This window comes from Fibrobacter sp. UWS1 (genome assembly GCF_002300445.1).
Lineage (GTDB): Bacteria > Fibrobacterota > Fibrobacteria > Fibrobacterales > Fibrobacteraceae > Hallerella > Hallerella intestinalis.
The window spans coordinates 730,166-744,251 of the sequence record NZ_NSGW01000001.1 but is presented as its reverse complement, the minus strand read 5'-3'; the positions used below and the strand labels follow the sequence as shown (position 1 = coordinate 744,251).

4 protein-coding genes are annotated in these 14,086 nt (G+C 59.5%); all 4 read left to right on the top strand.

Annotation, left to right across the window (positions count from 1 at the left end; translation table 11 throughout):
• Positions 1 to 38: 38 nt before the first annotated feature.
• The 4 genes from BGX14_RS03085 to BGX14_RS03070 all read left to right on the top strand — a co-directional run bounded on the left by BGX14_RS03085 (position 39) and on the right by BGX14_RS03070 (position 14,037).
• Positions 39 to 6,536 (top strand): RHS repeat domain-containing protein, encoded by a 6,498-nt coding sequence (locus BGX14_RS03085; protein ID WP_095879024.1) that lies wholly within the window; start codon positions 39 to 41, stop codon positions 6,534 to 6,536.
• A complete protein-coding gene (locus BGX14_RS03080; protein ID WP_095879023.1) occupies positions 6,533 to 12,235 on the top strand; it encodes a hypothetical protein in 5,703 nt (1,900 codons plus the stop codon). The genes BGX14_RS03085 and BGX14_RS03080 overlap by 4 nt, the downstream gene beginning before the upstream one ends.
• Before the next feature lie 120 nt (positions 12,236 to 12,355).
• Positions 12,356 to 12,985 carry an RHS repeat domain-containing protein gene (locus BGX14_RS03075; RefSeq protein ID WP_158223210.1) on the top strand — a complete coding sequence of 210 codons (630 nt, stop codon included), beginning with the start codon at positions 12,356 to 12,358 and terminating at the stop codon, positions 12,983 to 12,985.
• Positions 12,986 to 13,077: 92 nt separating this feature from the next.
• A complete protein-coding gene (locus BGX14_RS03070; protein WP_095878741.1) occupies positions 13,078 to 14,037 on the top strand; it encodes an IS30 family transposase in 960 nt (319 codons plus the stop codon).
• The last annotated feature ends 49 nt before the right edge of the window (positions 14,038 to 14,086 follow it).

Below are 14,086 nucleotides of genomic sequence, written 5' to 3'. Positions count from 1 at the left end.
AAAAATTGTTCCGGACTGGAACTGCGGAAAACGTCAAGATGAAGAAGACCGCCCTCCTGCTTTTTGTCCTTTGTTTGCGGGCGTTCGCCTTGCAGGGCGGGGCCGTTCAGCCGGATTACGTCCAGTTTGCCCCGTCCGGCTTGAAGGACATGGTGGATCTTTCCACGGGGGATTTTGTCTACCAGATCCCCCTTGGCGAGGTCCCCGGACCTTATGGGAACTATCCGCTTTCCCTTTCCTACCGGGCGGGAATTTCCCCGCAGCAGGAGGCGTCCTGGGTGGGTCTTGGCTGGAGCCTGAATCCGGGGGTCATCAACCGGGAAGTCCGCGGTGTCCCGGACGACCAGTTCCACGGGGGGACTCTCGGCTTCATTTACCAATATGCCTCGATGCAGACCTGGGGCGTGGAGCTGGGGTTCAGCAACGGCGTGTTCAGCGTGGGCCAGACTTTTTCCAGCAACGGTTCCGTCGGCTTTTCGGCGACCGTCGGTCCCAAGATTGCCGGTTTGGGCGGCGTGGGCTTTACCGTGGGGAGCGAGGCTGTCGGAGTGACGGCGTCCGTCGGTTTGAACTCTGCGGCATCCTTGAAGTTCGGGGTTTCTGCTTCCACGAGGGACGGACGCGCTTCGGTTTCTTTGGGGGCATCCCTTTCGGCGGCAGGGGCTTCCTTGGGGGCGCAGGTGAGTTCCGGAGGCCGGGTGTCTGGCGGCGTCGGCTTTGGACGGGGGGAAAGGAGTTTTGGGATGATCGTGTCGAGTAACGGGGTGTCCATGAGCGTCTCCGACAGGGGCTCTCGCCTTTCGGCGGGTTCGGGCGGTGTCGGGTTCTCCGTCGGGGGGAGCGGGCTTGCCGTTTCCAATTCGTCGTCCCGGGGAACGAACAAGTCGGCGACTGCCGGATTTGCCGTCGTCGTCCCCACCTATGTCGGCGTTTTTTCTTCGGCGTTTAGCCAGTCCACTTACGAATACTGGATGCGCTCCGCCACGTCGGAATACATCTACGGCTATATGTATCAGGCGGGCCCGTCCATCGATGTGGGCGACACCAACGAGTTCCACGGCTTGCCCGATGCGGACATTGCGGCGAAAAGGGCCCAGGGGGCGTCGATTCCATGGAAATGGACCATAAAGGGACGGACTCTTGAAAGCATGGGCGACGAGGACATGAGTCCCGCTTACGATATCTATTCTGTGTCTTCGGAAGGGGGCGGCGGCGCGTTCCGTCCCTTTGCCAGGGAAAAGCACCGGCTGTATAAAAAATTCAGCAACGAAAAGACCGACGGCTTTGGCAGCGTGGAATCCTATTCCACAATTCTGGAGGATTGTGAAGACGACTGGCCCTGCCCGGACGATTTCAAGAAAGATTCTGCCGGGGAACTGGTCCCTACGGGCAGCGCTGCATACGAGGATTATGCCCATTGCCTGCGCAGCAATGGGGAATGTTCCGTCTATGGAATGTACCAGACGAATTACCGCAACAACGGGAACCGTCTGGTATTCAATTCGAAGGACGGGACGGAAGAACGGGGCGGGATGCAGTTCCTGTTTGTCGGGGAGGGCGGAGGCTATTTTGAAAGCGATGACGCCGGGGAGAATAGGGTGCGGCCCAGGAACAGCGCCTCGCAGCGCCTGCTCCGCCGGAGAATCGGGAATTTCGAATACGCCCTTTACGGTGCGCGGCGGATAGAGCCCCTGTTCGAGGACGGAAGCCCCGTGGGCAAGTTGGCCGGCTTTGTCGTTACGAATGCGGACGGGACGCGCTATTATTTTCAGCAGCCGGTCCGCTCCTACCTGAAGGTGGACTATTCAATCAACCGGGACAAGGGCGTTCCCCTTTTCTCGGACCGTTCCAGCAGCAAGTATGAAAATTTCTGGAAGAATCTGTGGGACGGGGTTGTGGCGTTCCACAAGTGGGGCGTGGAACATGCCTTGAATCCCTTTGCCAACGTGAAGGATGTTTACAACATTCTTTTCCGCTCCGGGCATCTCGAGGAGACCTGCATTGCCGGCGACGAAGGCTGGACGAAGGACTATTTCTTTTCTTATGCGGTCAATATGAACCCCTATGCGACGCAGTGGCTGCTTACCGAAATCCGGGGCGCGGACTATGTGAAAATCGGGGACAGGGAAATCGGCTACCATGTCAAGTTCGCTTATACGGAACCAGCCCTTTACCGCTGGCGAACCCCCTATGCGCGGCCCGATCTGGAGGCCTCGCTTTTGCCGAATTTCCGTTCGCCCAGGAACGCCTTTACGCCGGAAGGTTGCGATTCCAGAAAGTACCAGGCATCCTTCGGCATCAAGGAATACGTCTATCTCAAATCCATAGAGACGGCCTCCCACCGGGTGGATTTTGAATTGAACGTCGGGGAACGGGTGGACGGCAAGGGCTGGGAAACTTTAGATTCGGAAATCCCCATTCTGGTGCAGGCTTCCCTGGGCTGGAAAATCGAAAGCCGTGGCACGGAAACCCAAGAGGAGTTTCGTAAACCCGGAGGGCAGGGTGCGGCGGATTCCTGCAGCGTTCCCGTTCAAAGAATGACGGTCCTTCCCCAATACCTCTATTTCAATTCCCCGGTTCCGCAGAAATTTTTGGAAAGCCTTTATGCCGGCAGAAAAATCCGCGTCCATGGATTGCAGCGCAACCAATCTCTCACCTATGCGAAAATCCTGGGCTTCAAAAACGACAAGCTGGGGACTGTGCTTCATTTTTCGGGTCCTACGGATTACGAAATCGAGCCGGGTTCCTACGGCAGGACTTCGGGAGAGGAATCCCGCCTTGGCCTGTATCGGCTGAAGCTGAAGGCGGAACCGGTTAACGTGAAGTTTTATTTTCTGGAGGATTCCCTGAAGAGTCGGCTCCAGACTTTGGACGAGGTGGTGCTCGGGGAAAACGGGGATCTGGACCAGAATCCCTACATCGACTGGGCCGACGTGGCGTTTTCCAATTCCGCCCTTTCGGATTACGACAACCAGATGCGGTATTTGTTCGGAATTTCCTACTACCGGAAGGGCCAGGCGGAGGCCTATCGGGAATACGCTTTCGACTACGATTACAGCCTGCAGCCCAGGACCCTCAATTCCTACTGCAAGGGGAGATACCCCGCTGCGGATTCCATCCGGCAGGTGGTCGAATCGCCGGATTCCGCCGGAATCGGGGTTTGCGAAAATGCCGGTAGGCCCGCCCTGTTCGGCAAGCTCGCCCTCCGCTCTTTGACGGAAAGGGGATGCCGCGACGGCAAATGCTATTCCCTTCCACCCTTCCGCTTTTCGTACAACTCGCCTTCGGCGAGCCCCACGCGGATAAGTACCCCGGAGGGCTGGATGGACTATTTCCAGGGCAACGTTTCCAACGACGATTCGACAGTTGCCGATATGTACGGGCCGGACTATTTTGAAAATTTCAGCGATCTGGACGCCACGATTCTGGCTTCGACGAACACCACCGACGAATACGGTTTCTGGTCCCATGGGGCGAATGTGGAAAACCGCAAGGTGGATCAGGATTTTGCGGATTACGGTGCTGCGGCCTGGAGTTTGAACAAGGTGACGGATCCTGCGGGCGGGGAACTGGAAATCGAATACGAACGGGACAGGCTGGGGCGTTCCTTGGACTATGCGCAAGAGAAGAAGACCGCCGAGTTCTTCGATTTCGGCGAGTGCAAAAGCTTTGGCGTGGACGACTCCCTGGATGCCTCCGGGCTTTGCATCAAGGTAAAGCCCCTGTACTGGCGCGAGCAGTGCCTGGGTCCGAGAGCCGCTTATTGGGACAAGGAAAGGCCCCGGGGATTTAACGGGAACGGTTTTGAATATCTGGACTCGCTGGGGGTGAAATCGGGGAACGGCGTGTTCTTCAATTTGATGGCACAGGTGGGGACGAAGGTGAAGTGCGGCCTGTTCGGGGTGGGGCGTTGCAGCAGGACTCGCAGCGTGGCCCTCGTGGGGGACGGAAATTTGCGAAGGGAAATCGACAGCCCGGCGGACACTTCCCGGATTCTTGTTTTGGACAGGGAGTGGAACGACGTGTGGGCGGGCCTTTTGAAAGCCGCCAAGAAAATCAACAAGAAGCAGAAGTGGGCGCTGAAAGATAACGACGCCCGCAACGGCTACCTGTGGGGAGTTTCCGAGATTCCCGAATACAGGGTGGGCGACTTGCGGGTGAAAAGGCTGACGCGCCACGACATGGGCGTGCATTCCCGGACGGACTACTGGTATGCGGACGGGGAAATGACGCAACTTGCCGACTCTTCCTATACGAGCGTTCTGGGGAGCCGTTTTTATACGAACAAAATCTCCACCGCCTTGCCCGGCCTGCACCTGCCGCCGGTTTCGCGGATAGTGGGTTTCAACGACGACGACCTGATGCTTCTTCCGGGCGCCAAGGTCCTTTATCCGACGGTGACGGTATCCAATTCCTCGGAGGACGGTTCCGCGAAGAACGGGACTTCCGAATTTTTCTACATCACGCCGGAAACGGGAATCCCCCGGGGATATGTGGATGCCGAAACCCGGAAGGTCCTGAAGCCTTTTATCAAAGTCAACCTGCTGCACACGTCCCTTTCCAGCGACCCTGACAACAACAAGGGGCGTATTGTCCGGGTGTCCCTGCTGGATTCCGCGAAAAATCCCGTCCCTTCGTTGGAGTCGCGGACGGTCATCCTCTTCCCCGACCAGCTGCTTCCGCTGTTCTTCTATTCCGGGACGATTTCGGAAACGGGGTATGTGAAACATGTAAAGGTGGAAACCATGGCGAGCGACGGGCATTTTGTTCCGGCTAAAAGCCTGTGCACCCTGGATTCCGTGCAGGCGTTCAACGAGCTTTCCCTTTCCCTTGTCACGCCGAAGGATGTGGACGATACCTCCGCCGTGGACCTTTTGTGGTTCCGCAGCCAGAAGAAAAATTTCTACCCTATCCTATACAGGCAGGTCGCCTATGCCTCTATGCCCATCGATTTGGATGCGGCTTCCGACGGGGACTACTCTTTGAAGAACTGCGACGTGGATTTTGAAAGTTCTGTGACATACCACGACTTGACCGCTTTTTTGGGACGGAACTACAAGACCGTGTTCCACCGGGGCGGCGACGGGGGCGTTGTGGTCAAGATGGACAGTTCCGTGTTTTCGACGGTGGTGCCGGATGTCGCCGACGTGCAGGCCGAAGGTGTCGAGGGCGCTCTTTACAAGGTGGGGCGCCAGGTGGAGAAATGGTCTTCGGAAAACCGTTTGCAGTGCGTGGACAAATCCGGGAATCCGGACCTCCAGGGAAAAGGCAAGGTGTGCAAAAAACAGAAGATGGACCTTTTTATGCGGCAGTCCGCCGGTTCGGAGGCCCGCAAGGAATTTGCCCATATCCGCTATCCCGTTTTTCAGGTGGGTTCCGTGTCCCATGCCGGCTATGACAACCAGCCCTCCTCCGGGCGTTTCCTGTGGCAGGAGTCGAAACTGGAAAATCACCTTTACGACCCGATAACCGGGAACCCGACGGCGACCCTTGCCAGGACTCCCCTGGGTGCGGGCAAGGAGATGCGGAAGCTGTCCCTGAACGCGCCCCACTATGGAATCGCCCACGGAGATACCGCTGTTTCCCGTGGGATGTTCCTCCGCCGGATGCTTGCGCAGAATTTCCTCTCTGCGCTTTATTCGGGGGATGTGGATTCCGCTTCTCCTTGGAATTCCATCCGCATGAACGACAGCCTGCGGAGTTTCGAAATTTTCCCGTTCCGCTTCTTGCCGGACTCCCTTTATCCGAACGGGGAGCGTCCCCTTGTGGGCTGGGGGAGCTTTAAAAGCCGCAGGGAACCGCGGGAGATCCTTGCCGGAAAAGGCCTGCTGGAAACGACGGCCCCCTTCCAAAGCACGGATCCGGCGTCGGGGCAGGATTTCCCTCCCGTGGAGTCCTATGCCGGTGCAAGGATTGATCAGGTGGACGGGCGCTACCGGGTTCGGGAAATCCGGGACGCTTTCGGTCGCACAACTTCCAGCCACTATTCCTACGACGGGATGTACCAGACGGGCATCTTCTTTCCGGCGGGGCTTTCGGAGGTCGCGAGCATCGTCCCCTATGGGGATACCATCGCCATGACCAATTGCGGCATCGAGTCCTTGGGCTACCGGGTTACGGAGGGCGCCTTCATCCGTTTTGACGGGATTGCCCACGTCCGCTGCTATGCGAAATCCCCTTCGGACAAGCCGCTTGTCGCCGAATACGCGTTCAGGAAATCGGGGCGTAGCTGGGAAACCCATCGGGATACGGTCCGGAGTTTCCCATACGAGCTGACCTTTTACGGCGGCTACCTGCTGTCGTATCTGCGGGTCTATCCGGCGGATGGCGAGGCGAAGACCTTCGTCTATGACCGCTACGGCAGCCTTGTCCGCCTGGTGTCCGAGAGGAACCTTTCCAGCTCCTACGAATACGATCCCCTGGGAAATCTGGTACAGGTCCGGGATGACGACGGGAACAGTTTCAAGGCGCACCATCGGGAATATCTTAACGACGGAGGGGACACCCTTCTGGTCGTTCCGGGAGGCGGACGATGAAACGGTTTTTCGCTTTCCTGCTCCTGCTTTCCGCTTTCTCTTACGGGGAACTGGGCGTCCGCATCGCCGAAGGGACCCCCCGGCAGTTCTTTCTTGGGGAAAGGGCGTTCGTATCCGTTTACATTGACGGCGTGAGCGGCAACGGCTCCTCGGAGGGCCACCAGGGGACTTATCCCTATTCGCTTTCGAACCTGTCCGGCAACGCTCCCTGGCTTTTGCCCTCCGGGCGCCCGGATTTCGATTCCGGTCTGGACAATGCGAGGGACCACTGGCAGAACAACCAGAACTTCTGGCTGGAGCTTTCCGGTCAGGCGCCCTCGGCGGGCGAGTATTCCGGCGTTTTCCGGGTGACCAATTCGGCGACGGGGGAATTTGCCGACGTCCCCTACGCGTTCACGGTTTCGGGGCCTCCCGCCGCCGACAGCGGCATCGCCGTCATGATGCGGGACCCTGCGGCAAGCTATGGCCGCCAAATGGAAATCTACACGTCGCTTAAGAATGTCGGCATGGTGCGGAAAACCTTGCAGAGTCCCTACGTGGACTATTACGGGACCCGCAAAGGCGGCAACCAGTCGGTTGTCAAGGTGTGGGGCAGACCGTCTTCCTCCTGCCTCCAGGTGCTGGACTGCGGGAACGGGAACTTCGTCATCCGTCATCGTTTTCTTTCGTCCGTCACTCTCGATGCTGGTAAAGGGAGCGGTGAATTCCGGGTGGGCTACAACGAGGTGGCCAGTGCGAACAATCCCGACTACTACGCCCCTCTGCCGGAAAAGAACCTGGCGGCTTTTCTGGACGAGAAGTCGGGCTACGATCCGGTGACGAACAGCAACGCCTATGTGGACCATTCCATGGCGGGCTTTTCGACCAATTACACGGCGCGCGCCATGCGCAGGAACCTGTTCTACAATCCCGTGGAGGCGCTCTACGACCATTCGGGAAACCTCCTTTGGGGAAACGCTCCCGGCTGGTATTCCCCGGAGGGCTGCACCCTGGCCCGGGTGACGGCCTCCACCCGCTATGACCCTTCGAAGGTGAGGACCGATTCCGGCATTACCGGCTTTTGCACGGAGGGCATGGAGAACGTAGCCCCGGAAATCCACTTCCCGAGTGCCGGGCCGGACACCCTCTACGAGGGGGAGGACTATTTTTTGCGACCTCTTGTTTCGGACGGTGACGGGGACGAGTGGAGCCTGGAATTGACATCCGCCCCCGATTGGCTGGAGGTGGGGACCCCGGCGGACTACTGGGACGACTACGAAAATGTCCTTAAAAACAACGTGAACACGGCGGCGAACCGGCGGGTTGTCTATATCCGTTCCCAAAACGGGGAGGTTCGCCAACGTCCTGTCAGGACTCCCGGCACATACACCTACACGGTGAAGGCTACGGACTCCTTTGGGGCAAGTAGCTCAGTCACGCGGACGGTGGTCGTCTTGGATGGCGGTCTGCATCCGAACACCACGGTGAGCGGGCTTTCGATTCTTGTTGGCGACGAAACCTGGTTCAAGAAGTATCAGCTGGATGTGGCCAGCGGCGTGGTGAACCATTCGGAAAAATCCGTCACGCTGTCGGCGGGCTGGCATTACGACTACTACGGCGTTCACGGGGAACGGAGCACCCTTCCGGCGGCGCACCACTGGTACACGAATCCCGGGATGGACGTGGAATACCGGGATTGCGGTTCGGGCCGTTTCCGGCTGCGTTACACGGGCAGGTCTTCGCAAGTTTTCGCGGCGAACCGCTCCTATCTGGACAGCAAGACGGGTTTCGTGTACAGCACCACCTCCCGGATGGCGAAGGACGACGATTGGAGCGTCACGGATTTCTACGGGGCGGGGGACACGCTGCGCCGCCGTCGCTACGCCCCCAAGGTTCCCCTTTACGACGGCGACGGCAGCCTTTTGTGGGGAAGCGCGCCCGGCTGGGCGGGTGCCTGCGAGGATGCGCCTGCAATGTCGTCCAGTTCTTCGGACGCCTCCTCCAGTTCGGGAACATCCTCCTCCAGTTCTTTCGGCTCTTCGTCGAGTCCGTCCCCGTCTTCGTCCAGCTCCTCGTTGGTGCAGCCCCCCTTCGACCCCTACTCCGACCTTGCCGTCCGCTTCTGGGAAGAATCTCCCACGTCGAACGCCTCGACATTCCGCTTCGACATTTGGAACCGGGGAAATGCCGTCGCGGGGTTGGGCGGTTACGAGCTCTTCTACTACTACAATGGCGACGACACGCTGGACGCTTCGTCCATCGTCTTTGACATCTACCGCGTTCAGGATGTTGTGTCGTCGGCATCCGCGGAACGCTGCGGCGAGAACCTGTTCGCCTACCGGATCCGCCTTTCGGACAGCGCGTCGCTCTCCCCGGGTTCGAAACTGCCCTCGGAAGCGCTCTCCTACTCGGTCCACCGGGGCGACTGGCAGCCCTACGACCGTCGCGTGTTCGCCAGCTGGCAGGAATCTTCCGGACCGATGGAGAATCCGAAAATGGCACTTTTCGATTCGGAAGGCGGTCTGGTCTATGGGACGGCCCAGTGGCCCTGCGGGGGATATGCGGAAAAAAGTCTGCGGCTCTCCGTTCGGGAGACCGTGAATCCCGAATACTTCAAGGTGGCCGGGGGAGTGGGGAACGTGTCCCTGGAAATCCGGAACGACGGCGACTCCTCCCTTTCGGGCCCCGTCTTTGTGGACTTCTATGTCGCGCACCCTGCAGGGCGGGTTCCTGTAATTGCGGTCTCGTCCGATACGCTTTCCATGGCGGGATATTCCCTGGATTTGGGCGGCGGCCTCTCCGTGTCTCGAACCTCGTCCGGTGACAGGCACGCTTTCCGATTCCGCCTTGCCGATGGCATTCCGGCAGACAGCATTCGGACCCTTTCCTTCCGACTTTTGGATCAGTGCCTTTTGGACTGCCCCTCCGGCAGCGAGTCCTCCTATGCGTGGGAGCTGGGGGACGACTGGTCCGCCATGGACGGGGCCGCCACTCCCTGGATTTCTACGGCTACATCCCGCGTGGCCGTCTATTCATCTCGCGGAGAGCTCCTCTACGGCGAGGCCGACCCCTCCGCTCCTGTCTTCGCTGCGGTCACCACCGTAACCGGCGACACCCTGCGTCTCCCGTCCCACCCCCGTCCGCCCCTGTCCCGCCAAAGTGCCAACCGCACCGACGGCGTGATTTATTCGGAGGGGCAGCTCCTTTCCGGTGGCGACTTCGAAAGCGCATGGCTTCACGGCTGGACGGCATCTGGAGAGTCCCGCAGCGTCCGGGGCGGCTCCCCCCAGGGATCCCGTCATCTGGAGCTTCCCTCCGGTTCTTCCGTCCGGCAGTCTTTGCCCTCCCGCTCGGCGGGCCTGCTGTCCGACAGCGGGGCCGTTTTCAGACTCTGGCATTCGGGCGGCCTTTCCGTTTACCTCTGGCGGGGTGATTCCTGCGTCCGCAGGGTGGAGCTTCCTTCCGGCCCGTCCTGGCGGGAGGACTCCCTTCTCTTTGAAAGATCCCTCTTCTCCGCCGGAAGGGAGCATGCCCTGGAGCTTACCGCCCGGGCCGATTCGAGGCTGGACGACGCGCTTCTCCAGGCCGGGGGAAGCGTCCGCCCGGCCACGTACCGGACCCGGTTCAGCGACGCGTCCGGGGGGACTCTGGAAGAGCGCACCTACGACGGCGATGCGGAACTGCTCGTGTCCTCGTCGGAGCCGGACGCGTTGGGCCGCGCCTGGCTTAGCCACCTCCCCTTCGGCCTCCGCTGCTCCGGTGCATCGGGCTGCAACCCGGGCCGGGTCACCCTCCGCAACCCCGGCATGGCGGCACTCTATTACACGGCGTCCAGCCCGGACTATCCCGACGCCGGCGGCCAGCCCTACGGGGAGACCCGCTGGAAGCCGGATCCGCTGGCAACGGAGGATGCCAGGGGCCTCCCGGGTATCGCGTACGGCCTGGACAGCGGGCACGTGGACCGGGTGTTCCTTTCCGGGGTGGACCTTTCGGGCGTGGATTTGCTGGATTCCGCAAGTCTCGGATCCGCCGTCTCCGCGGAGTGCGGCGGTCGCGCCTACGACGGCCGCGAGAACTGCCACGCCCGCCGGGACGCGGACCCCACGCACCTGTGGGAACTCCGCATGGACAGGGACGGTCGCCGAAGCTTCGCGGTGAAGGACGGCGAGGGCCGCACCATCGTCTCCGGCGCCCTGGACGGTTCGGGAGCGCTCCTCTCCCGCGGCGTGGACGAGCTGGACTCCCGGGGCAACGTCGTCCGCCGCCACCCGCCCGCGAGCTGCTCCTACACGCCCAGGCCGCCCTCCTGCGTGGAGCCGGGCACCTACGAGTACGATTCCCAGGGCCGGGTGGTCGGGAGCGTGGAGCCTGACGCCGGGGAGAGCCGCACCTACTACGACATCGCCGGTCGTGTGCGGGCCACCCAGACGCAGCGGCAGATGGATTCGGGGCGCTTCAGCGTGTACGTGTACGACGCCCTGGACCGTGAAATCCTCCGTGGCGAGTGGGCGTCCCCCCTTGACCCGTCCTCCGCCAGGATCTATTTTGAGGACGTGAGCCACCAGTCCCTCCCCTCCGCCGACAGCCTCGTCCCCGGCACGGTCACCCGCACGTTCTACGACCGGACGCCCCCCAGGGACACCCTGGGCGTGGAGCTGTACCCGGAGGGAGTCTCCCCGGACGCGTTCCGCCACGGCAAGGGGTTCGTGACGGCGGTCGTTTCCGACGTGTCCACGGCAGGAGCGGGCGGCGTAATCCGCGTCTCGACGGCCTACTCCCACGACAGGTACGGCCGCGTCGTCGCCAGTTACGCCTACGACCCGACGGCCCCCGCCGACAGCCTGAAGACGCTCCGGACGGAGACCGCATACGACCTGGGCGGCAAACCACTCTCCACGACAAGGTACCCCTACGGGTCGGACACGTCCCGCAGCGTGAAGGAGTCCTACACCTACGACCGCTACGGTCGCATCGGCCGGATCGTGTCGAAAAACGGCACGGCGGACGAGACGGAACTTGCCCGCTACGAATACTTCCCGACGGGCGGGGTGAAGACCGTGACTCTCGGCAACTCGCTCGTGCTCTCCTACACCTACCACATTGGCGGGGCTTTGAAGACGGCGACGGTCGTCTCCGCGGAGGGCGGGGAGCTCTACGCCGACACCCTCCACTACGGGGACTGCGGTGACGGGGCTTGCACTCCCCAGTACAACGGCAACGTGAGCCGCCTGGTCCACCGCCTTGCCCACGGGAGCGGCGACTACGGCGACCTCCGCGACGTGCGCTACGCCTACGACGAATTGAACCGCCTGGTGGAGGCCGACGACTCGGAGCAGGACGGCTTCGACGAGGTCTTCGCCTACGACGCCCAGGGCCGGATGGCGGTGCAGCGCCGCGGCGGGAATGTGGGCAACGCCTCCGGCGGCGAATACGGCTACTACGGCGGCACGAACCGGCTCATGCGCGTGTCCGACGGCATGGGCGGCAGCGCCGACACCCGCGGCATGTCCGCAGACAGCGCTTTCGTCTATGACCGGGACGGCAACCTGGTGGAGGACAGGTCGAAGAATTTGAAGATCGCCTACGACTGGCGGGGAATGCCGGTGGAGTTTGTCAGAAAAATCGATGACGATTCGCTGAAGCTCGTGATGCTCTACGACGGTTCGGGCAGAAGGATTTCGAAGACGAGGCTGCGCAAGGAAACGGGTGCATCCGAATGAACCAAGGAACGCGCCACCCACTACACCGGCATCGGCACGGAAATCCGGGAGAATTTCACGGAAAATGATTCGTCCACGAAAGTCGTCGTCAATATGCCTCAGGGACTGGGAAGGTATGGAATGGAGTCTGATGACGGAACACGCAAGGGAAACGATTTCTACTTGAAGAATCATCTGGGTAGCACCATGATGGTTGCTAGGGTGGCTGGCTCCGACACGCCCGCAGAGGTTATTGCCGCCTACGATTACCGATCTTTCGGCGAACAGGTCGATTTGATGCCGCCCGCTGAAAAGGTGACGGAAACGTTTACCGGAAAAGAATTGGATGACGAAACCGAGCTGAACTACTTCGGCGCGCGCTATCTCGATCCCATGCTGGGCTTGTGGATAAGCGTGGATGCGGCGGGGCAGTTTGCAAGTCCGTATCTGTATGCGGGAAATGGGCTGAATCCGGTGAATGGCGTGGATGCGGATGGGAACAGGGTTGTTGCGAAAACAAAAGAAGATCAAGTTGCGTATGCAAATTGGGTAAACACTTTAAATTCAAGTGCTGCTCGTTTAGTATATGACATAGAAAAATCTGACATTTTAGTAAACTGGCATATCACAGATGAACCAATAAAAACAATGTTTCTTAATCCAGTTACTTTCGAATTAATAACAGCCGGTGGAATGATGAGGGGTGTAGAAAATCAACGAGCTTTAAATGTTATCATACGCGAATTTTCACCGTCAATGCGACTGATATAGGTTGAATCGGGAAGAAAAAAAGTTCCCTAGGGCTAGCCCCTGGGGAACCTGGCCGAAACTTTTCTACCTTGCCGATTCTACCAAAAAAGGACATGGCGGTGAGTCTCAACCAAGCACAAAGATACGAAATACGAGCGCTCAATGCGGCAAAGATCCCCCCGAAAAACATAGCCTTGCAGCTGAAGGTCCACAAATCCACAATCTACAGGGAACTAAACAGGGGCGGCGGCCGCCAGCATTACGACCCGGTCAAGTCGCAGGAACGGGCAGACCTCCTTGCCGCGACAAGTCACCTGCATTACGACTACGACGAGGACGACTGGAAAATCGTGGACGGGAAAATCAAGGAAGACTACTCTCCCGAACAGGTGAACGGACGCGCGAAACTCGATGGGATGGGTGTCCCTAGCGTCGCCACGATATACAGGCATGTGAACAAGGACGAGGACCTGAAGAAGCACTTGCGGCACGGCAAGAAACCATACCGTAAGCGCGGGGAGAAGAAGGACAAGAGAGGCCAGATTGTAGGCCGCGTGCCCATCGAGGAACGTCCGGCAATCGTGGACGAGAAATCACGCGTAGGCGACATCGAGATAGACCTGATAAACAGCGCGGACCATGACGCGAACCTGCTCACGATCAACGACAGGATGACGAATTACAGCCTGATAAGGTATCTTCCGACGAAGAACGCGAAAGACCTGAAGAGAACGCTTGTGAGGGCGCTGAAGGACTTTGAGAAAACGTTCGAAGTCAAGATTCTCACAATCACTTCGGACAACGGGAAGGAGTTCGCCTGTCACGCAGAAATAGCGAAAGCTATGAAGGCGGATTACTACTTTGCGAACCCGTACCACTCCTGGGAGCGCGGTGCCAACGAGAACATGAACGGTCTAATACGCCAATATCTTCCCAAGAAGGAGTCGTTCAAGGGAATCTCTCCCCGGAAAGTTCGCTGGATACAGGATAAACTGAACAACAGGCCTCGAAAAAGGCTTGACTTTATGACCCCTTTAGAGTATATTTATACGCAAGTTAAACTACAAACCTAAGTCGCGTTAGCGACGAAAATCCGCCATATATAGAGAAAATTTACAATCT

What these genes read in the sequence shown, in the direction of transcription:
- BGX14_RS03085 (WP_095879024.1), top strand. Translation starts at nt 39, where the DNA reads ATGAAGAAGACCGCCCTCCTGCTTTTTGTCCTTTGTTTGCGGGCGTTC.
- BGX14_RS03080 (WP_095879023.1), top strand. Translation starts at nt 6,533, where the DNA reads ATGAAACGGTTTTTCGCTTTCCTGCTCCTGCTTTCCGCTTTCTCTTAC.
- BGX14_RS03075 (WP_158223210.1), top strand. Translation starts at nt 12,356, where the DNA reads ATGGAGTCTGATGACGGAACACGCAAGGGAAACGATTTCTACTTGAAG.
- BGX14_RS03070 (WP_095878741.1), top strand. Translation starts at nt 13,078, where the DNA reads ATGGCGGTGAGTCTCAACCAAGCACAAAGATACGAAATACGAGCGCTC.